Below are 21,442 nucleotides of genomic sequence, written 5' to 3' on the forward strand. Positions count from 1 at the left end.
TTTAGTTATGGGGCGCGCGGCTTTATGCGCGTCCCAGTGAGCGAAGCGAACGACTTAAACTATTTGTTGTGAGCTGCAACGAAGCTGGCTATGACAGCCGCTTGGGCAACAACGAAATTAAGCCGCTGAAACAGACTGGCCTGAGCAGCGTCACGAAGAATAGAACGCTGATTTACCCGAGCCAAGCGAACCTGATAACACAAAGAATCGCCGCTGAAGCTGGCATGGTTAGCGGATTTTCTTGGAACAAAGAAGAGCAGGGCGCTGATACTGATGTTTAACTTGGACCGCTAACACCACAGAAGAAAACAGCGCCAATGTTGCTATTCAAACTGAACTTCAATGGGTCACCAAGATGCCGCTGACAACGAATTGGTTTGGATGTTTCACCCAACCTCAACGACCGAGCTCGAAGGCCAGCAGGATTCAAAATTTCCAGCTATCTAAACCGCTCTTGCCACTACAACCTGTATTGCTTGAACACCGCACAACATTTTAGTTATGGGGCGCGCGGCTTTATGCGCGTCCCAGTGAGCGAAGCGAACGACTTAAACTATTGGTTAGGCGCTTTTGCACCAATCGGCCAAGACGTCAGAAAAGCTTGGAATATCTATACTGCCTTCTATATCCATGCATGAATAACCAAAGCCATCATCTGAAAGAGCTTGTTTTAAACTATCTAGTTTTTTCCAATCAGGATCTATAACCATCCCTGCTTTTTCGCCATAACCTCGAATCAAACATTTGAATGTGTACACGGTGTTATTATTTTCGTATTCAAACGGAGAAACTATATCCAATCCGTAAGTGTTCATTAATTGCATGAGATGATAATGCATGTAATTGCCTAACAATTTCTTAACCGGCGCTTTGCGTTATATCCACGGGGTACTGGCCGCTTAGTCTTCCGTGGGGTGGAGCACAGCTCCGCGTAACCGTCTGATGTGGCATCAAAAATTGCGCCACTTTTTTATCGTGTGTGGATAGGTGGCAAATTTGCCACTTATCGAGCAAAGGGTCCCGATCGAATTTACACTGTATTTAAATACAGTTATCGGTGGAACGCCATGCGTAAACCCACATCGCCATTTCTGGCGGCCATCTACGAACAGATGCTGACTTCGCGTTACGCGATGAGCACCATTGAAGCCTACCTGTACTGGATCCGTTTTTACATCCGTTTCCATCACCTGGTTCATCCCGCGACATTGGGCGAGGCCGAGGTCAGCGCCTTCCTCACGTTTCTCGCCGAGCAGCGACAGGTGGCGGTCAAGACTCAGGCTCAGGCATTGAATGCGCTGGTGTTCCTGTATAAGCAGGTACTGAACCGACCGTTTACGTTGCAACTGGCGTTTCGGCACAGCCAAAAAGCCGCAAAACTACCCACTGTGCTGACACCTGCCGAGGTGCAGGCATTGCTATCACACTTGCCGGTCCACCTGCTGCTGCCGGCGCAACTGATGTATGGCAGCGGGCTGCGGGTGATGGAGGCGATGCGGTTGCGGGTACAGGACATCGACCGCCATTATCTGTCGTTGATGATCTGGAACGGCAAGGGTGGCAAGCACAGACGCGTAACGCTGGCCTCCGAGCTGTTACCCGCCTTGCAGCAACAGATTGCGCAAGTTCGTTACTACTATCAGGCCGATCTGCAGCGTAGCGACTACGCCGGTGTCTGGTTGCCTGACGCACTGGCACGCAAGTACCCGGCCGCCCCGCAGGAGCTGGGCTGGCACTACCTGTTTCCGGCGCGGCAATTAAGCCGGGATCCGGCAAACGGTGTGTTACGCCGCCATCATCTGGATGCCAGTGTGGTGCAAAAGGCGATCCGTCAGGCAGCGCGGCAGCTACAACTGGGCAAGCCGGTCTCGTGTCATACGTTACGCCACAGTTTTGCCACCCATCTGCTGGCGCGCGGCGCCGATATTCGCACCGTGCAAGAACAGCTGGGGCATAGCGATGTACGAACCACGCAGATCTACACCCATGTGTTGCAGCAAGGGGCCAATGGGGTGCGCAGTCCGCTGTCGGATCTTTGGCGCGCAGTGCAGCCCGATGACCAGACCTGAGCGCTGGCATGGCTACCGCACTGGCTTGCGGCTGCCACCTTGCCGATCGCTCCCTGATCTGATGTCTGCCATCCTTAACAGACGCCTTGCAGATTAACCGAAATATGCTACCGCGGGGTCTCATAAAGCCAAAGGGCCTCGAATGGATTTAATCGCAAAACTTGAGCTGGCACTCGAATTTGGCCGCCTTGCACAGGTTGCCGCTGGCACTAATGCCGCCAGGCGATTGCGGTGGGCTTGGGTTATGGCATTCGTCCGGCTCTCGCCGGCGGACAGTCGCGCTGGGGAAGGGCGGTCGGCGTCTTGTCAGGTCTGGCGGGTTAGCGCCGGAGCCAATAACAACGGGCACCGCAGTGCCCGTTTAGGTAGGTAAGCTGTGGGGGCTGATAGTTAGCCCTCAAGCCCCTGACTGCGCAGGTAGTCTTCATAGTTGCCGCCGAAGTCGATGACCTTCTGCGGGGTGATCTCCAGCACGCGGGTGGCCAGCGAGCTGACGAATTCCCGGTCGTGGGAGACGAACACCAGGGTGCCCTGGTACATCTCCAGCGCCATGTTCAATGACTCGATGGATTCCATATCCAGGTGGTTGGTCGGTTCATCCATGATCAGGATGTTCGGCTTTTCCAGCATCAGCTTGCCAAACAGCATGCGGCCCTTTTCGCCACCGGAGAGCACGCGCACGTTCTTCTTGATGTCGTCCTGGCTAAACAGCAGACGGCCGAGGATGCTGCGCACCGCCTGCTCGTCGTCGCCTTCCTGCTTCCACTGTGCCATCCAGTCAAATACCGTCAGATCGCAGTCGAATTCTGCGGCATGGTCCTGGGCGTAATAGCCAATCTTGGCATTTTCCGACCACTTGATCTCGCCAGCATCCGGCGCCAGTTCGCCCACCAGGGTCTTGATGAAGGTGGATTTACCGACGCCGTTGGTGCCGATCACCGCGACCTTCTCGCCCACTTCCATCATCATGCGGAAGCCCTGGAACAGCGGGCCGGCATCGTAACCCTTGGCCAGGTTTTCGATCTCGAGGATGTTGCGGTAGAGCTTCTTGTCTTGCTCGAAGCGGATGAAAGGGTTCTGCCGGCTGGAGGCCTTCACCTCTTCGATCTTGATCTTGTCGATCTGCTTCAAGCGTGAGGTGGCCTGGCGTGACTTGGAGGCGTTGGCGCTGAAGCGGCTGACGAAGGATTGCAGATCGGCGATCTGGGCCTTCTTCTTGGCGTTGTCGGCGATCAGGCGCTCGCGGGCCTGGGTGGCCGCGGTCATGTAATCGTCGTAGTTACCCGGGTAGACGCGCAACTCGCCGTAGTCGAGGTCAGCCATGTGGGTGCAGACCATGTTCAGGAAGTGACGGTCGTGCGAGATGATGATCATGGTGCTGTTGCGGCTATTGAGCATCTGCTCAAGCCAGCTGATGGTGTGGATGTCGAGGTTGTTGGTCGGTTCGTCCAGCAGCAGGATATCCGGATTGGAGAACAGCGCCTGGGCCAGCAAGACCCGCAGCTTCCAGCCGGGGGCCACTTCGCTCATCGGGCCGTTATGTTGTTCCACCGGAATGCCGACACCCAGCAGCAGCTCGCCGGCGCGGGCTTCGGCTGTGTAGCCATCATACTCGGCGACCTTGCCTTCCAGCTCGGCGGCGCGCATGTAATCTTCGTCGGTCGCCTCGAGGTTGGCGTAAATGGCATCACGCTCCTGAATCGCGGCCCACAGCTCGGTGTGGCCCATCATGACGACGTCGAGTACGCGGTTGTCTTCGTAGGCGAACTGATCCTGCTTCAGCTTACCGATGCGCTCGTTCGGATCGAGGGCGACGTTGCCGGCGGTGGGCTCGAGATCGCCACCGAGGATCTTCATGAAGGTGGACTTGCCGCAGCCGTTGGCGCCGATCAGGCCGTAACGGTTGCCTTCACCGAATTTGACGGAGATGTTCTCAAACAGCGGCTTGCTGCCGAACTGCATCGTGATGTTGTTGGTACTGAGCACGGGAATGGGTCCTGTCTGCCATATTTGCCGCGCAGTATACCATGCGTTTGATCACATCTCCTCTCCCGTTCACGCTGGCTGGTCGGCGAGATGCCGGCCAGCGGCGAGGTGTTATTGCGCCTGGGGACGCACTGTGCCAACCCGTAACAGGCTGATGATGGCCGCCAGCGCCGCCAGGATGCCGGCTGCCAGCAGACAGGCATGGGTGCCGTGCGGTGCAAACAGGTTGAAGGCCAGCGCCACCAGTGCCGCCCCCGTGGTCTGGCCCACCAGTCGCGCGGTGCCGAGCATGCCGCTGGCTCCGCCACTGCGGTGGCGCGGTGCTGCGCTGATGATGGTGTGGTTGTTCGGCGACTGGAACAGGCCGAAACCGGCGCCGCACAGCAGCATCGGCAGACACAACAGCAGGTGCGATGTCGTGGCTGGCAGCCAGGCCAGCCACAGCAGTCCGCAGGCAAACAGCGCCATGCCGATGGCCCCAAGCAGGCCGGCATGGGTGCCGCGCTCCAGCAGGCGGCCGGCGACCGGTGCCAGCAACATGGTGGCGATCGGCCAGGGGGTCAGCAGCAGACCGGTCTCGACGGCGCTGAGCCCCAGCTGCTGTTGTAGAAAGAAGGGCAGCGACACCATGGCCAGCATCTGGGCGCAGAAGGAGGCCACCGAGGTGGTGATCGACAGGCTGAACAGCGGGATGCGCAGCAGATCCACCGGTAGCAGCGGGTAGGGCTGGCGCAACTGGCGGCGGACAAAGATCACGCCGATGCCCAGGGTGGCCAGCAGGCCGGGCAGGATCCAGTGCAGCGGCTGCTGGTGGGCCACGGCACTGAGGGTGACGAAGAACAGGCCAAAGGTCAGCGCATTGAGCAGGCTGCTGAGCTTGTCGAAACGCTGGGCGGCAACGCCTTCACTGCGCGGCAGGTAGCGCCAGCCCAGATAGAGGGCCAGTAACCCAAACGGGATATTGATGGCAAACAGCCAGCGCCAGGAGGCCACGGACAGGATGGCGGCGGAAACCGTTGGTCCGGCGGCCGCGGCGCCGGCCACGACCAGCGAGTTGATGGCCATGCCACGTCCCAGCTTGCTGGTCGGGTAGATCAGGCGGATCAGCGCGGTGTTGACGCTCATCAGCGCGGCGGCGCCCAGCCCTTGCAGCATGCGCGCCAGCGTCAGGCCGGTCAGCGAGTCTGCGGTGGCACAACCCAGCGACATGACGACGAACAGCAGCAGGCCGGCCAGGTAGATGCGCCGGTAACCGAGGATGTCACCCAGCGAAGACAGTGACAGCAGCGCCATGGTGATCACCAGTTGGTAGGCGTTGACGATGATGATTGAGCTGGCGGCGGAGGTGTGCAGCTCGCGGGCCAGCGTCGGCAGGGCGACATTCACCACTACGCCATCGAGCACTGCCATAGTAATGCCCAGCGCAATGGTGAAGATGGCGCCCCAGCGCAGGGCCAGTGGCAGACCGTCACTGCCCTCTGCGACGTGCGGCGCCGCGGAAGCGTGATGAAACCAATTGAAAAGACGGTGAAAAACAGCGCGCGGCATAAACCTGGTCCGAATCGGCAGACTGATCTTCACCCTAGCGGGTTTGCCCGGCAGCGGCAAGCCAGCGGTAACTCGCACAAATTGAATTGATGGATTACCGCATAGTGCGGGCGTGCCCGGCAGCGGCAAGCCATCGGTAACTTGCACAAATTGAATTGAGTGGATTACCGCATAGTGCGGGCGTGCCCGGCAGCGGCAAGCTATCGGTAACTCGCGCAAATTGAATTGATGGCCGCTTAGTGTGAGTTTGTCTCGCAGCGGCAAGCCAGCGGTAACTCGCACAAATTGAATTGATGGATTACCAGCATAGTGCGGGCGTGCCCGGCAGCGGCAAGCCAGCACCTAAATCCAGCGTCGGGTCCGTTGGCAGTAGCGAGTAAAGTGGATGCCGAATAACCGTGCCAGGGCCTGCTCTTCACGCCGGATCTGCACGCGGATGGCCAGCACAAAGGCCAGCAGCGGCAGCAGGGTGCTCGGGCTCTGTCGCCAGATGCTCAATGCCAGCAAGGTCAGCAGCAACGACAGGTACATGGGGTTGCGGCTCAGCCGATAGATGCCGTGAGTGACCAGCACCCGGCTGCGTTCGGGGTGACGCGGATCGATCTGGGTCTGTGCCTGGCGCAGTGCGAGCACGGCCGAGACCGCTAGCAGCAGGCCGAGTCCGGCAGGCACGGCGGCCAGGAGCTGGCTGGCTGACGGGGGCCACAACGGCCACAGTGGCACACCGGGCAACGCTAGCATGGTCGCAGCGGCGGCAACGAACAATAGGGGGGGAGGTAACATGCAGCACCTGACTTCACCGTGCTCGGGGTGGCTGCAGTGTCGGCAGAGCGCGAGCCGCCGTCCAGCGTGGCGTGGAACATCCGTCGCCGGGGTCAAAAAAACGGGGCCTCGCGGCCCCGTCGCATCAGCACATCTGGTTAATCAGTCACTCGGCAATGCGCAGACATCGATGGTGCCCTTGACGCCGGAGCCACTCATCTCGGCACTGGTGTCAAGCTTCAGTCGGAACAGCCAGTTGCCGTCACCCAGCGTCATGGTGTTGTTACCCGGATCGCTACCGGCGCTGGCAAAGCGGGCGAAGGCATCGTAGACCACATCCGGTTGCATGTCGGTCACCAGGGCATCGTCTGCGGTGGCGATGAACTGCGGATCCCAGGCCGTGGTATTGGCGGCGATCTTGAAGCCCCCGGTCAGATCCACACCCGAGATCTTGGCTTCGTAGATGCCGCTGCCCTTGTAGGTCAACTGATACTGGGCATCCCAGTTCCAGCTGGAGTGATTGCCGCGCAATGCCAGCAGCGTCTCCGCGCCCAGGGTCGGTGTTTCACTGGAGTCAGCCAGCAGCTCGCAGGCGGCGGCCGGCTCACTGTAAGTGACTTTCAGCGTCGGGTTGGTTTTGTCCTTCGCCGTCAGTGTGAAGTGGTAGGTCCCTGCCGCCGTGGCACTGAAGGTCACATTGTCGCTGGCACTGTTGCACAGGGTCACCGCTGTCCCCACCGCCAAGGCGGTGTCATCGTCACTGCACTTGCCGAAGTTGTAGGTGCTCCAGTCGGTGGTGGCGACCTTGACGCCGTACGGGAACAGCTCAGTGACACCTGCGCTGGTCAGATCCGCGGCCGTCACAGTGACATCGAACTCGTACTGATAGTTGGAGGTAAAGGCCATAGCATCTTCTGCGGTCCAGTGCGAACCATACAACCCCTTCAGGTAGAGGGCGGTGTCACCAAACGGCGCCACTGTACTCATATCCTGCTTCTTGGACACCGGCAGACCGACACTACGATCACCGCTGCGCACCTTGCTGAACACGGCAACCGACCAGGCCGGCACGGTGAACTTGCCATCGGCGAAGCTGGCGCCATAACCAAGGGATGCGCTACCGAGGGCGGTTTGCACGCTGCTTAGCTCAAACCCGCTCAGGGTCAGGGCATTGCCGCTGCCATCGGTGAAGGTTCCCGTGCTCTGGCTGTCGGCGGTGGCATTGACGATGATCACCAGGCCATCGCTGCTGCTGTCGAGATCGCTCGCCTGGCCAGTGCCGTTGTCGATCGTCATGACGATCAGCCCCGGGGTCTGTTCCGAGCCGGTGTTGCGGAAGTCGACACGGTTGATGACCTCGCTGCCTGCGCCCAATGTCATCAGCGGTGATGCCTGACGCAACTGCAGCAGTTCCTTGTAGAAGCTGCGCATCTGGGCAATTTCCGTGCTGCCGACGTTGGCGCCATAGGACTTCACCTCCTCAATCAGGCTGTAGTTGTCACCATCCTTGTCCTGGCGCGGCATCCCCTTGTCGTAGTTGTTGTCCTGATAGCTGTAGTCGACCTTGTTGTACCAGTCGCCGGAGTTATAGGAGTCACGCTCGTACGACTTGGAACGCAGCAGATCCGAGCCTTGCTGATCAAAGGCGATGCCCTGACCGAGCAGCACTGTGGCTTCGGAGATGGCCTGCATCTTCACCCGGGTTGCCAGGTCGACATCCTTGGCCGCCTTGTAGTTGATGATGTCCCAGATGGTCTGGTTGTCGTGCTTGGAGACGTAGTTTTGCACTTCGATCGGGTCGGTGGCATAACCGGCCGCTGCCGTGCCATACAGGATGTCGGCACCGGCTTGCGGGATATCATCCTTGGTTTGCAATACAAAGGCGGAGAGGTTGCCGGCCATGCCGAGCATGGTCAGATCGGACTGGTGTAACGCTGAATCCAGCGTGATGGCATCCTTCTCGTTCGGCGCCACGTAGGCACCGTTGCCGAAGCCCTGATTGTTGCGGATGCTATCTCCTGAGTCGAAAGGACCACCACCGCGTACCGCATCGCGCAGACGATCGGAGAAGGTACCAATGCCCTCGCCACCGAGGTTCAACTGGCTGGCCATGGTGAAGCGATCACTCTGGCCGGCATCCCAACCTTCGCCGAGGAAGTACATGTTGGCGTCGATCTTCTTCACTTCAGCCAGCGCATCGACCATCACCGCCTTGGGGATATAGCCCATCAGATCGAAGCGGAAGGCATCGATCTTGTAGGCGTCGGTCCAGGTCTTGAGGGAGTCAACCATCAGTTTGGCGAACATGGTGTGTTCCGGTGCGCTGTCGGAGCAACAGGTAGCGCTCTCGACGCTGCCCGTGGTCTCGTTCAGGCGCTGGTAATACCAGGGCACGATCTTGTCCAGCACCGAGCTGGTGGCGGTCGGGCCGGCCGCATTGGTGTGGTTGTAGACTACGTCCATGATGACGTTCATGCCGATATTCTGCTTGATGGATTGAATCATCTTGCGGAATTCGAGGATACGGCTAGTGTCATCCGGGTTGGAGGCGTATGAGCCTTCCGGTGTGGTGTAGTGGAAAGGATCATAACCCCAGTTGAAGGAGTCGTAGTCACGCAGGTATCCGTACAGCGATTGCACCAACGGTGTGCTGCTGTTGTCACTGGCCTGCAATGTGGTCAATACCGAGGCGATGGTCTCGTTGCCGTCGCAGTAGCTGGCGAAATGGCTGTCCGCCGCCACGGCGCTGTTGGCGCTGCACAGCTTGCTGAAGGCATCGGTCAGGTTGACCACCTTGCTGCTGTCTTCGTCGACGGAGGCGATATCGAATACCGGCATCAACTCGATGTGGGTCACGCCATCGCTGGCCAGCTCCTTGAGGTGCTTGACGACATTGCTGCCGGTTTCCGTCAGCGCCAGGTATTTGCCCTGGTGGGTGACAGTGGTATCCCAGGCGGAGAGATCCCGGACATGAGATTCGGTAATCACCATCTTCGCCAGATCGCTCTTGGTGGCCTGGGCATGGGGTGCAGTCAACGCATCCCAGCCATCCGGTTTGAGGCTGGCGTCGTCCAGATCGATGACCTGGCTGTACTCGGAGTTCTGCGACAGGCTCAGCGAATAGGGATCCGTGACTTCGTAGCTGTTTACCGTGCGGTTGACCGGGTGATAGACCTGCAACGCATAGCGATAGTATTTGCCCTTCAGGTCGCTGCTGCCGGCATAGCTCCAGGCGCCGGAGTCGCTGTCGAAGGTCATCTGCTGGGTCGCGGCCACACTCTTGTCATCGTTGTAGATAACCAGTTGCACGTTCTGGGCGGTCGGCGCCCACAGGCGGAAGGTCACGGCATCGTCCGCGACGATGGCGCCGTAATCCAGTGCCTTGGCTGCACTGGCATATTCATCATCGAGGGCCCCGGCGGTTTGTACCTGGGTCGCGGCCTGTACGATGCCACTGGAGTTGGTCGCGATGGCCACCAGTTCCCCCTTGAGCAGTGTCTTGATATCGACCGTGCTCGGCACCTTGAACGCGGCGTAACCGGCCAGGTGCGGGTATTTGGCCTTCAGCTCGTCACTCAGCGTGGTGGCGGTCAGATTGACATAGCTGTCCTTGAAGGTGCCATCCGTCTCGTCCGGGCCAATGCCACCGCTGGTGGAGTAGTAGAGGCGGACAATGTCCTGATCCGCACCATCCGGCCACAACAGGGTATCGCCAGCGACCAGATGGGCGGTGGCCTGGGCAACCCCGAATGCGGCATAGAATGCTTCGGCGCGGGTGTCGTAGACGGTGGACTTGCCGACGACGACGGAGACGGTGCGATCGGTGAAGGTGGAGAGATCGACCTTCATGTCGGCGTCGATCAGTTTGTCGCTACCATTGCGCAGGATGAAGTTGATACACCCTGTGGTGTTGCTCAGCGGCAGAGACCAGTAGGGGCCATAGCTGTCTTCACCGGTGGGGATGTTGCTGGTGTCGCTCCAGGAGCCGACCACCGGCGTGGTCCCGCTCGCATCCAGCGCCGAGCAGCTGCTGTCGTTCCACAGGTAGAGGTTCCAGGCGGCGTAGCGGCTATCGCTGCTGACGCTCTTGCTGCTCTTGCTGGAGGCGCTGCTGGCCAGTTGGGAGGTGTCGACGACGTTGATCACCAGTTGATTGTCGCCCGCGGTCACGGCTTCGGTCGGGGTGCTGACGCTGGGCAGCGAGGCCACGGGGTCGTCGGTGGTGGTGGTCGAGCTGTCGTCGCTGCCGCAGGCGGCCATGGCCATGGCGACCAGGGTCGGCATCAGCATTCTGGCGAGTATCTTGAATTTGAACTCCATTCCTTCGTCCTTCTGATAAGAGTCATTTCTAATTTAATAACAACAAAATCTGACTCGTTCTTAACGTCGATTTACAATTGACAGGTGTGTCATTAATCCCGTCTGGCGGCGCACTATACGGAGCGAAAACAGTTAGATTTGTGATCTACAAGCAAAAAAACGGCTGTAATTGGTTGTGGTGCGAACCGGTAGCAGCTGAATGGGATCGCGGTCAAATCGCCAAAACTGAAAACGATTTCAAAAAATGTGTAATTTGATTACGTAAGTTAACCAAAATTAACGTCGCTATGACGCCGGCTTACACTGTGGGTGGCCGGGGCTGGTTGTTGATAAAACCGGCAAGCGATGACGACCGGTACGGGTTGCCTTGTGCTGGCGGGGTGGAGGGCGCAAAATGCAGCTATTGAGGCTGTAGCAAGAAGGATAGTTTGCGATGGATGTTGCGCATCTGCGCCGTGAATATACCCGAGGTGGTCTGCACCGTGATGATTTGCCGGTCGATCCACTGCTGTTGTTTGAAAAGTGGCTGGCTCAGGCCTGTGAGGCCAAGTTGCCGGATCCGACGGCAATGAGTGTGGCCACCGTCAGTCCGGAAGGACGGCCATTCCAGCGCATCGTGCTGCTCAAGCACTATGATGCCAAGGGCTTTGTGTTCTATACCAATCTCGGTAGCCGCAAGGCACAGCACATAGCAGCGAATCAGCATGTCAGCCTGCTGTTCCCGTGGCATAACCTCGACCGTCAGGTGCATGTCACCGGTGTGGCCGAGGCATTGTCGCCGTTGGAGGTGGTCAAATATTTCCATTCGCGGCCGAAAGATAGCCAGATTGCCGCCTGGGTCAGCCAGCAGTCGACGCGCATTTCGGCGCGCGGATTGCTGGAGGCCAAATTCATGGAGCTCAAGCAGAAGTTTGCCAACGGTGAAGTCCCGCTGCCGAGTTTCTGGGGCGGCTACCGCGTCAACTTCGACAGCATCGAGTTCTGGCAAGGAGGCGAGCATCGCCTGCATGATCGATTCCTCTACAGCCGCAGCGGTGAACACTGGCACATCGATCGTCTGGCCCCCTGAGGTGTGCAGCGGGCCGGCATGACGCCAATCCGGTTGGGCGTTAGCCTGTGACGGGTCTAGACTTGAGTCATCAATCTGTCTGTGGAGTCTGGACTATGGAATGGCAACGCTATGAGTACCGGGTGAGCACGGATCCTGCCCTGCTGCAGCCTGCGGTAATCCACGGTTTTCTGCGCCAGTGTTATTGGGCTCGGGACATTCCCGCCGATCTGCTGGTGCGGGCGATGGAGAATTCACTCTGCTTTGGCCTGTATCAGGGCGAGCGGCAGATTGGTCTGGCGCGCATCATTACCGACAGCGCCACCTTTGCCTATGTCAGCGATGTGTTTGTGCTGGCCGAGTTTCAGGGCCAGGGATTGGGTCTCTGGCTGATGAGCTGCGTGCTGGCGCATCCGGATCTGCAGGGGCTGCGGCGCATACTGTTGTCGACACTGGATGCGCATGATCTCTACCGCAAGCTGGGCTTCGGCGAGCTGAAATACCCCGAGCGCATGCTGGAGATCTTCCATGAGGAGATCTACCGCGATGCGGACAATCGTCTCGCTTAGCGGTCGCTCACTGCCATTTGCGCTGTGGCCCGGGGGCCATCTGCCGCGCCGCCGGGAATGACAACGGGGAGGCCTGAGCCTCCCCGTTGGGTTCTGTGCTGACGGCTTACTTCAGCTCGTCGACCAGCGTCACGGCGCGGCCGATGTAGTTGGCCGGAGTCAGTTTCTTCAACTCATCCTTAACATTGTCCGGCAGCGCCAGCGTATCGATGAATTCACGCATGCCATCGGCATCGACGCGGCGGCCTCGGGTCAACTCCTTGAGCTTCTCATACGGTTTTTCGATGCCGTAGCGGCGCATCACGGTCTGGATCGGTTCGGCCAGCACTTCCCAGTTGCTGTCCAGATCCTTGGCCATGTTGGCGACATTGGCCTCCAGCTTGGAGATCCCCTTCAGCGTGGCCTGGTAGGCAATCAGCGAATAGCCGATGGCGACGCCCAGGTTACGCAGCACAGTGCTGTCGGTCAGGTCGCGCTGCCAGCGGCTGATCGGCAGCTTGGCGGCGAGGTGGTCAAACAGCGCATTGGCCAGACCCAGATTGCCTTCGGAGTTTTCAAAATCGATCGGGTTGACCTTGTGCGGCATGGTTGAGGAGCCAATCTCGCCAGCCACGGTGCGTTGCTTGAAATGCCCCAGGCAGATGTAGCCCCAGACATCGCGATCGAAGTCGATCAGGATGGTGTTGAAGCGGGCGATGGCATCAAACAGTTCGGCAATGTAGTCGTGCGGTTCGATCTGGGTGGTGTACGGGTTCCAGGTCAGGCCGAGGCTGGTCACGAATTGCTCGGAGAAGGCGTGCCAGTCCACTTCCGGATAGGCGCTGATATGGGCGTTGTAGTTGCCGACGGCACCGTTGATCTTGCCGAGGATTTCGACGCTGGCGATCTGCTTGAGTTGACGCTCCAGACGGTAGGCGACGTTGGCCATCTCCTTGCCGAGGGTGGTCGGGGAGGCTGGCTGACCATGGGTGCGCGACAGCAGCGGGATGTCACGATACTCGTGAGCCAAACGTTTTACTTCGTCGACCAATTTTTGGCAGTAGGGCAGCACCACCTCTTCCCGTGCCGTGATCAGCATCAGGCCATGGGAGTTGTTGTTGATGTCCTCAGAGGTACAGGCAAAGTGGATGAACTCGCTGACGGCGTTGAGCTCGGCGTGATCCGCCACCTTTTCCTTCAGGAAATATTCGACCGCCTTGACGTCGTGGTTGGTGGTGCGCTCGATGGCTTTGATGCGGGCAGCATCGGCCTCGCAAAATCCGCTGACAATGGCGTCCAGCACGGCGTTGGCGTCGGCGGAGAAGGCCGGGACTTCCGGGATCCCCGGGTGGCTGGCTAACTGTTGTAACCAGCGGACCTCGACTTCGACACGGAAACGCAGCAGACCGAACTCGGAGAAGATCGGCCGCAGTGCCGTGCATTTGTCGCCATAGCGGCCATCAAGGGGGGATACCGCTGTCAGTGCTGACAAGTCCATGAAATTAAGCTCCTGAAGTGGGGGTTAAAGGTGATTCAAGGTGTTGCGTGCCGCTTCGACCATCTTGCGTCGGCTGAACAGGATATGCCGGCGACGGCCACCGACCTGACGCCACAGCACAGTGGCGCGGATACCGGCCAGCAGCAGGGCGCGCACCTTGTGCTGTACCAGCGGTTGCTGCAGGTAAAGCGGCGTGCCTGCGACCTGGATGCGAGGCCCAATCGGGCTGATGTGTTCGCTGTAGATGCTGGCCAGGTTGGCAAGGACCGGTTCATCCAGCAAGTCAAAGTGGTGCAGCTGACGCTTGACCTGGGTAATACGCTCACCCAGCATGTTGAGCACGTCGCGGCGTCCTGCCAGCTTGCGCTCCAGCGCGACCAGACTGACCACATAACGGGTCAGTTCGGCATTTTTGGGATTGCTGCTGTTCCCCAACTGCTCGACGATGGCACGGTAGCCTTCACGTAGCATGGCGGGGGGGAAGACCTCCTCAGGGGTCTTCGGATCGGTGACCAGGATGCCGTTCAGCGTTTCGCGCAGTTGATCGTCATCACACTGGCCGCTACGAGCCGTTTGCTGTACCAGGTGCGCAGCCTGGCAGATGGCCGCGAAGGCCATGGTCCGAATCTGTTGTTTCTCGCTCATCTTCACTCCTGATGACGAAAACGCTGTTCAATAATGCCGCCGCCCAGGCAGACATCACCCAGGTAGAAAACGGCCGATTGTCCCGGGGTAACGGCGGCTTGCGGGCTGGTAAACGTCACGCGAATCCGGTCGTCGTCCAGTGGCTCGACACGGCAGGGGATATCCTGCTGGCGGTAGCGGGTCTTGACGGTGCAATCGAACGGTGCACGAACCACCTGACGATCGACCCAATGTAATTGACTGGCAACCAGGCCGTCCGAAAACAGGCGCGGGTGATCGTGGCCCTGGGCGACGATCAGTACATTTCGTGCTACATCCTTGTCGACAACATACCAGGGATTTTCGTTGCTCTCCTTCATGCCGCCAATCCCCAGCCCCTTACGCTGGCCGAGGGTATGGTACATCAGCCCCTGATGTTCGCCGATGATGGCACCGTCTACCGTCTCGATAGCTCCCGGTTGTGCTGGCAGGTAGCGCGCGAGGAAATCGCGGAACTTGCGTTCGCCGATGAAACAGATGCCGGTGCTGTCCTTCTTTTTGGCAGTGGTCAGATCCAGCTGCTCGGCAATACGGCGTACTTCCGGCTTCTCGAGATCCCCCACCGGGAACAGGCTTTGTCCGATCTGCTGCTGGCTCAAGGTATACAGGAAATAACTCTGATCCTTGTTGTTATCCAGCCCGCGCAGCAGACGCGGTTGTCCAGTGCTGTCGTCCCGGCGCACATAGTGGCCGGTCGCGATGTAATCGGCACCTAACTCCTCGGCGGCAAACTCGAGAAAGGCTTTGAACTTGATCTCTTTGTTGCACAGGATGTCGGGATTTGGGGTGCGTCCGGCCCGGTATTCGGCCAGGAATAACTCGAATACGTTGTCCCAGTATTCGGCGGCAAAATTGATGGTGTGCAGCGGGATCCCCAGCTTGTCACACACGGCCTGCGCATCGGCCAAATCCTGGGCTGCGGAACAGTATTCGTCCGAGTCATCCTCTTCCCAGTTTTTCATGAACAGGCCTTCGACCTGATAGCCCTGCTGCTGGAGCAGATAGGCGGAAACGGAAGAGTCAACGCCACCGGACATGCCGATGACCACCTTGATTTGGCGCTTGTCTGTCATTGCGTTTGATCATTACCTGTGAAAAAAACTGTGCGCATTCTAACAGAAACCAGGCTCGGCGATCACGTTGCAAAGCAGACAAACTTCACTCCTGGCTATCCGGCTACGAGCCAGAGGGGTTATCGCGTTGGTTATGTTGCCGCCGCGGCTTGAAATAACGTCGGGGTTGCAGCGGTTTTCGTCTGTCCTTGAGCGTCGAGAGGGGCAGACGCACACCGGACAGGTAATCGTCGAGACACTCCAGCACCAGCGGGCTGCGCAGTTTTTTGCCCAACGCGCGGATCTCGGTCTCGGTCAACCAGTGACAGGCCACGATGTCGTTGTCGGGATCATCGGGCTGATGTTCGCCTGGCGCCGTCGTCAGTTCACAGTAAAAGCAAAAGCGCAGGTAAGTCAGTTTGCGATAGGGGCTTGAATAGAGATAAGTGCCGAGCCAGCCATCCGGTTGCAGATTCAGACCTGTCTCTTCGCGGATCTCGCGACAGGCGGCTTCGAGCAGGTTCTCGCCGGCTTCCAGGTGTCCGGCCGGTTGATTGAAAACCTGATGGCCGTGATCGCGTTCCTCAACCAGCAGGAATTTGTCCTGCCAGCGGATGACGGCAGCCACAGTCACATTGGGGCGGAAGCGGATCATAGTTGTCTCCATGCGCCCGGTGCCAGGCCATCAAGGGTGTAGTGATCAATCTGATAACGGATCAGGCGCAGCGTCGGATGCCCGATGTGCGCCGTCATGCGTCTGACCTGGCGATTTCGCCCCTCGCAGATGCGGATTTCCAGCCAGCTGGTGGGTATGGCCTGTCGCTCGCGGATGGGCGGGTTGCGAGGCCACAATTGGGCTGGCTCGTCGATGCGGCGCACCTGAGCGGGCAATGTCGGTCCATCGTTCAGCTGCACACCATCACGCAGTGCTTGCAGGGCGGACTCTTCGGGGATGCCTTCAACCTGCACCCAGTAGGTCTTCCATACCTTGCGGCCGGGCTCGGTCAGCGACGATTGCAAGGCGCCATTGTTGGTCAGCAACAAGAGTCCTTCGCTGTCGCGATCGAGGCGGCCGGCGGCATAAATGCCCGGGAGCGGAACATAGTCTTTCAGCGTGGCGCGGCCTTGATCGTCGCTGAACTGACACAGCACCATGTAAGGCTTGTTCAGCAGCACCACAACAGGTGGGGCCGCGGGTGCCGGGCGGGAAGGTTTGGGCCGCGCGGGGCGCTTCGGCCGGCGCGCAGGGGAGGTGCTTTTCATCACAAAATCATCACACAGAAAATCCGCGCGCATGTTAACAAAATGCAACCTGGCTGCCTATCGGCCAAGGTGCAACACGTGATGGCGTCTTGCTTCTGAGACCGGTTGGGCTAAGATGACCGGCACGTGACACTATGATAACAACCGGAAGTTAGGAGACACTGATGGAAAGCAAAGTCGTCGTACCCAGCGCAGGCGCTAAGATCACCGCGGATGCCAATGGCAAGTTGGTGGTGCCGAATAATCCGATTATTCCGTTCATCGAAGGTGACGGCATTGGTGTGGACGTAACGCCGGCCATGCTCAAGGTAGTCGATGCCGCAGTGGCCAAAGCCTACAACGGTGAGCGCAAGATCGCCTGGATGGAGATCTTCACGGGTGAAAAATCAACGCATGTCTATGGCCAGGATGTCTGGTTGCCGGCAGAGACACTGGATTTCATCCGCGAGTATTGTGTTGCGATCAAGGGCCCGCTGACCACGCCGGTCGGTGGCGGTATCCGCTCGCTGAACGTAGCGCTGCGCCAGGAGCTCGATCTCTACATCTGTCTGCGTCCGGTGCGTTACTACGAGGGAACGCCTAGCCCGGTTAAACATCCGGAGCTGACTGACATGGTGATCTTCCGTGAGAACGCAGAAGACATCTATGCCGGTATCGAGTGGAAGGCTGATTCTGCCGAGGCCAAGAAGGTTATTGCGTTCCTGCAGCAGGAAATGGGCGTCAAGAAGATTCGCTTCCCGGACAACTGTGGTATCGGCATCAAACCGATGTCAAAGGCTGGTACCGAGCGTCTGGTACGCGCTGCCATCGAATACGCCATTGATAACGATCGTGACTCCGTGACCCTGGTGCACAAGGGTAACATCATGAAGTTCACCGAAGGTGCCTTCAAGGATTGGGGCTATCAGCTGGCACAAAATGAATACGGCGCCGAACTGATCGACGGTGGCCCCTGGTGCCAATTCAAGAACCCGAAGAGCGGCAAGACGATTATCGTCAAGGACGTGATCGCTGATGCGTTCCTGCAACAGATCCTGCTGCGTCCGGCGGAGTATGATGTCATCGCTTGTATGAACCTCAACGGCGACTACATCTCTGACGCGCTCGCGGCTCAGGTTGGTGGTATCGGCATTGCACCGGGAGCCAATATTGGTGACGGCGTGGCGTTATTCGAAGCGACCCATGGTACGGCACCCAAGTATGCAGGTCAGGACAAGGTCAATCCGGGCTCATTGATCCTGTCGGCGGAAATGATGTTGCGCCATATGGGCTGGGTTGAAGCGGCCGATCTGATCATCAAGGGGATGGAAGCGGCGATCCGTAACAAGACGGTCACCTATGACTTCGAACGCCTGATGGATGGCGCTACGCTGCGCAAGTGTTCCGAGTTTGCCGACGATATCGTGTCCCAGATGTAATTTGTCGCCGCAGGCAAGGGTACCGTGAGGTGCCCTTGTTGGGCGCTACCAACAAAAGCGGGCCATAAGGCCCGCTTTGTTCATGCTCAAAACTGTTATCCGTGTGCTCAGGACTCCTGTGCACCCAGCGGCACTATATTGACCGCATGGTAGCCTTTCGGGCCGGCCTCCATTTCATATTGAACATTCTGGCCTGCTTTTAAGGTCTTGTATCCATTCATATCGATAGTGGAGTAGTGGGCGAAAATATCGTCACCACCGCCTTCCGGGCAAATAAACCCAAATCCTTTTGCGTTGTTAAACCACTTCACCGTTCCGGTAGCCATACGCCTACGTCCTTAATCAAAATCACCTTAAAGCCGTTGAGTCGGTCACCAAGGCCATTTATAACTGGAGGAAAGCCTCAAGATTTCATGACGCTGGTTACCGAACATTCAATCTAGTATGAAATGTCACCAAGTCAAGCGTTGCAACAACACACTGTAACGCTGAGCAAATTATCGAATGTTGTAAATGAAATGTGATATTGACAACGGGTCAGTACAAGGTAGTAATTAGAGAAGGTGGCGTAGAATGGGGAAGTTCAAACAGGCTGCGGCTCCGCAACATCAGGAGTCAACGACAGCCGAAACGGCGTTGCAGCCGCCACCTATGTATAAGGTGGTACTCCATAATGACGATTACACACCGATGGATTTTGTGGTCGAGCTGTTACAGAAGTTTTTCCGGATGAACATCGAGCAAGCCACGGAGGTGATGCTCTCGGTGCATTATCATGGCAAAGGCATCTGCGGTATCTATACAGCGGAGATTGCCGAGACCAAGGTGGGACAAGTTAACGACTATGCGCGAGTACATGAACACCCGTTATTGTGCTCAATGGAACAGGCTTGAGTATCTCGATACAAGAGTAGTTGTTCGTTGTTTCCTCAGGGGAGGTGCCCATGCTGAGTAAAGAGTTAGAACAGACCCTGAACATGGCATTCAAAGAAGCCCGGGATGCCCATCACGAATTCATGACGGTGGAACATCTGCTGTTGGCGTTGTTGGATAACCGTTCCGCACGTGACGCGCTACAAGCCTGTGGTGCCAATCTGGAGCAGATGCGCAAGGACATCTCGACCTTCATTCAGCAAACCACACCGTTGATCCCGCAAGATGACTATGAGCGGGAAACCCAACCGACGCTGGGTTTCCAGCGCGTGTTGCAGCGGGCGGTATTCCATGTGCAGTCTTCTGGTAATGCCGAGGTCAGTGGCGCCAATGTGCTGGTGGCCATTTTCAGCGAGCAGGAGTCCCAAGCGGCGTACTTCCTGAAAAAGAGCGATATCAGTCGACTGGATGTCGTCAATTTCCTTTCTCATGGTATTCGCAAGGACAGCTCCGGCAGTGACGAGGCCTCCGGACCTGCTGCCGGACATCACAACAGCGCCGAGGAGGGTGGTGGTGAGGAGTCCGGCGTTATTCAGATGGAGCAATTCGTCACCAACCTCAATCAGCGCGTGCTCGAAGGCCGTATTGATCCTCTGATTGGCCGTGATGAGGAGCTCAATCGCACGGTGCAAATTCTTTGCCGGCGCCGGAAAAACAACCCGCTGTTGGTTGGCGAGGCAGGGGTTGGCAAGACGGCGATAGCCGAGGGTCTGGCTTATCGTATCGTGAAAGGCGACGTGCCGGAGGTCATTGCCAATAGCACCATTTATTCACTGGATATGGGCTCGTTGCTGGCGGGGACCAAATACCGCGGTGATTTTGAAAAACGCTTCAAGGTGCTGCTCAAGCAGTTGGAGAAGCAAGAAGGGGCTGTGCTGTTTATCGATGAAATTCACACCATCATCGGTGCCGGCGCGGCGTCGGGCGGGCAACTGGATGCAGCCAACCTGATCAAGCCGATCTTGTCATCCGGCGTGTTACGTTGCATCGGTTCCACGACGTACCAGGAATATGCCCAGATCTTCGAGAAGGACCATGCACTGGCTCGCCGATTCCAGAAAATCGATGTCGTCGAGCCATCAGTAGAGGACACCGCCCGTATTTTGATGGGCCTCAAGAGCCGCTACGAGGCGCATCATAATGTCCGCTATACCAACAAGGCGCTGCGTGCGGCGGCGGAGCTGGCGGCCAAATACATCAATGATCGACATCTGCCGGACAAGGCCATCGATGTGATTGATGAGGCTGGAGCCAGCCAACGTATGCTGCCGGTCAGCAAGCGCAAGAAAGTGATCAACATTCCTGAGATTGAAGCGATCGTTGCCAAGATTGCGCGGATCCCGGAGAAATCTGTCTCTTCGTCCGACCGCGAAATTCTGAAGAATCTGGAGCGTAATCTGAAAATGGTGGTCTTCGGGCAAGACAAGGCCATTTCGGTGCTGACTGATGCCATTCGCTTGAGTCGCTCTGGTTTGGGCAATGAGCGCCGTCCTGTAGGTTCATTCCTGTTTGCAGGGCCCACCGGTGTCGGCAAGACGGAAGTGACATTGCAGCTGGCCAAGGCGATGGGGGTCGAATTGTTGCGCTTCGACATGTCGGAGTATATGGAAAGACATACTGTTTCCCGATTGATTGGCGCACCACCTGGCTATGTTGGCTTTGAGCAGGGCGGTTTGCTGACCGATGCGGTGATTAAACATCCGCATTGTGTGGTGTTGCTCGATGAAATCGAGAAGGCGCACTCCGATGTCTACAACCTGCTGTTGCAGGTGATGGATAACGGCTCCTTGACGGACAATAACGGACGCAAGGCCGACTTCCGCAACGTGATATTGGTCATGACGACCAATGCCGGTGTGCAGGAGACGCAACGCAAGTCGATTGGCTTCCAGCAGCAGGATCACAGCTTTGATGCGATGTCGGAAATCAATCGGACTTTCAGTCCGGAATTCCGCAATCGCCTGGATCACATCATCTGGTTCAACCATCTGGATATGGAGGTGATTCATCAGGTGGTGGACAAGTTCATTGTCGAGCTGCAGGCGCAATTGGATGCCAAAGGGGTCTCGCTGGAGGTCACGACCTCGGCCCGAAACTGGCTGGCAGAAAATGGTTATGACAAGGCGATGGGGGCCAGACCGATGGGCCGCCTGATCCAGGAAAAACTCAAGAAACCGCTGGCTAACGAGCTGTTGTTTGGCAAGCTGGTCGCGGGTGGTTCAGTCAGAGTGGAATTGGCGCTAAACGAGCTGGAGTTTCAGATTCATTCGGCGCAAGCCAATAATCTGGAAGAAACCGTGCACTGAGTGGGTA

At 57.9% G+C, this 21,442-nt stretch carries 16 protein-coding genes and 1 pseudogene; 6 read left to right on the forward strand and 11 right to left on the reverse strand.

Annotated features, from left to right (window positions below):
* Window positions 1-560: 560 nt before the first annotated feature.
* Window positions 561-839 carry a hypothetical protein gene (locus tag ACFOSS_RS09230; RefSeq protein WP_377152043.1) on the reverse strand — a complete coding sequence of 93 codons (279 nt, stop codon included), beginning with the start codon at window positions 837-839 and terminating at the stop codon, window positions 561-563.
* 228 nt (window positions 840-1,067) lie between these two features.
* Between ACFOSS_RS09230 and ACFOSS_RS09235 the strand changes: the two genes are divergently transcribed.
* Entirely contained in the window at window positions 1,068-2,069 is a 1,002-nt protein-coding gene (locus ACFOSS_RS09235; RefSeq protein ID WP_377152044.1) for an integron integrase, read from the forward strand.
* A 390-nt stretch (window positions 2,070-2,459) separates the two neighbouring features.
* Here the strand turns inward: ACFOSS_RS09235 and ACFOSS_RS09240 are convergent, their stop codons facing one another.
* The 4 genes from ACFOSS_RS09240 to pulA form a co-directional block, all read right to left on the reverse strand.
* Entirely contained in the window at window positions 2,460-4,055 is a 1,596-nt protein-coding gene (locus ACFOSS_RS09240) for an ABC-F family ATPase (RefSeq protein WP_377152045.1), read from the reverse strand.
* 111 nt (window positions 4,056-4,166) lie between these two features.
* On the reverse strand, window positions 4,167-5,603 hold the full coding sequence (locus ACFOSS_RS09245) for an MFS transporter (RefSeq protein ID WP_377152046.1): 1,437 nt from the start codon (window positions 5,601-5,603) through the stop codon (window positions 4,167-4,169).
* 342 nt (window positions 5,604-5,945) lie between these two features.
* Window positions 5,946-6,386 carry a methyltransferase family protein gene (locus ACFOSS_RS09250; RefSeq protein WP_377152047.1) on the reverse strand — a complete coding sequence of 147 codons (441 nt, stop codon included), beginning with the start codon at window positions 6,384-6,386 and terminating at the stop codon, window positions 5,946-5,948.
* Between the two features lie 141 nt (window positions 6,387-6,527).
* Window positions 6,528-10,685 carry a pullulanase-type alpha-1,6-glucosidase gene (gene pulA, locus ACFOSS_RS09255; protein WP_377152048.1) on the reverse strand — a complete coding sequence of 1,386 codons (4,158 nt, stop codon included), beginning with the start codon at window positions 10,683-10,685 and terminating at the stop codon, window positions 6,528-6,530.
* A gap of 433 nt (window positions 10,686-11,118) precedes the next feature.
* Here pulA and pdxH point away from each other — a divergent pair, with 433 nt between their 5' ends.
* Both pdxH and ACFOSS_RS09265 read left to right on the forward strand, forming a co-directional pair.
* On the forward strand, window positions 11,119-11,754 hold the full coding sequence (gene pdxH, locus ACFOSS_RS09260; protein WP_377152049.1) for a pyridoxamine 5'-phosphate oxidase: 636 nt from the start codon (window positions 11,119-11,121) through the stop codon (window positions 11,752-11,754).
* 95 nt (window positions 11,755-11,849) lie between these two features.
* The gene (locus tag ACFOSS_RS09265) at window positions 11,850-12,302 is read left to right on the forward strand and encodes a GNAT family N-acetyltransferase (RefSeq protein WP_377152050.1); all 453 of its coding nucleotides are present in this window, start codon (window positions 11,850-11,852) and stop codon (window positions 12,300-12,302) included.
* Between the two features lie 106 nt (window positions 12,303-12,408).
* Here ACFOSS_RS09265 and purB read toward each other — a convergent pair whose 3' ends face one another.
* From purB to rluE, 5 genes and pseudogenes are all read right to left on the reverse strand, one after another.
* Complete coding sequence (gene purB, locus ACFOSS_RS09270) at window positions 12,409-13,779, reverse strand: adenylosuccinate lyase (protein WP_377152051.1); 1,371 nt, start codon at window positions 13,777-13,779, stop codon at window positions 12,409-12,411.
* Between the two features lie 24 nt (window positions 13,780-13,803).
* Window positions 13,804-14,424 (reverse strand): high frequency lysogenization protein HflD, encoded by a 621-nt coding sequence (gene hflD, locus ACFOSS_RS09275; protein WP_377152052.1) that lies wholly within the window; start codon window positions 14,422-14,424, stop codon window positions 13,804-13,806.
* 2 nt (window positions 14,425-14,426) lie between these two features.
* Window positions 14,427-15,536 carry a tRNA 2-thiouridine(34) synthase MnmA gene (gene mnmA / locus ACFOSS_RS09280; RefSeq protein ID WP_377152053.1) on the reverse strand — a complete coding sequence of 370 codons (1,110 nt, stop codon included), beginning with the start codon at window positions 15,534-15,536 and terminating at the stop codon, window positions 14,427-14,429.
* Window positions 15,537-15,639: 103 nt separating this feature from the next.
* A complete protein-coding gene (locus ACFOSS_RS09285; protein WP_377152054.1) occupies window positions 15,640-16,170 on the reverse strand; it encodes an NUDIX hydrolase in 531 nt (176 codons plus the stop codon).
* Window positions 16,170-16,778, reverse strand: a pseudogene (rluE, locus tag ACFOSS_RS09290) (23S rRNA pseudouridine(2457) synthase RluE); the annotation flags it as partial. The gene ACFOSS_RS09285 and the pseudogene rluE, both read right to left, overlap by 1 nt.
* Window positions 16,779-16,942: 164 nt before the next feature.
* Here rluE and icd point away from each other — a divergent pair.
* Window positions 16,943-18,196, forward strand: a complete 1,254-nt coding sequence (icd, locus tag ACFOSS_RS09295; RefSeq protein ID WP_377152055.1) for an NADP-dependent isocitrate dehydrogenase — start codon at window positions 16,943-16,945, stop codon at window positions 18,194-18,196.
* Window positions 18,197-18,303: 107 nt separating this feature from the next.
* Here the strand turns inward: icd and cspD are convergent, their stop codons facing one another.
* Window positions 18,304-18,522 (reverse strand): cold shock domain-containing protein CspD, encoded by a 219-nt coding sequence (gene cspD / locus ACFOSS_RS09300; protein ID WP_377152056.1) that lies wholly within the window; start codon window positions 18,520-18,522, stop codon window positions 18,304-18,306.
* Between the two features lie 247 nt (window positions 18,523-18,769).
* On the opposite strand from cspD, the gene clpS reads away from it, so the two are divergent.
* Together clpS and clpA are read left to right on the forward strand one after the other, a co-directional pair.
* The gene (gene clpS / locus ACFOSS_RS09305) at window positions 18,770-19,090 is read left to right on the forward strand and encodes an ATP-dependent Clp protease adapter ClpS (RefSeq protein WP_377152057.1); all 321 of its coding nucleotides are present in this window, start codon (window positions 18,770-18,772) and stop codon (window positions 19,088-19,090) included.
* Window positions 19,091-19,140: 50 nt separating this feature from the next.
* Window positions 19,141-21,435, forward strand: coding sequence for an ATP-dependent Clp protease ATP-binding subunit ClpA (gene clpA / locus ACFOSS_RS09310; RefSeq protein WP_377152058.1), 2,295 nt, complete (start codon window positions 19,141-19,143; stop codon window positions 21,433-21,435).
* The last annotated feature ends 7 nt before the right edge of the window (window positions 21,436-21,442 follow it).

It is taken from the genome of Pseudaeromonas sharmana (genome assembly GCF_042649925.1).
GTDB classification, from domain to species: Bacteria; Pseudomonadota; Gammaproteobacteria; order Enterobacterales; family Aeromonadaceae; genus Pseudaeromonas; species Pseudaeromonas sharmana.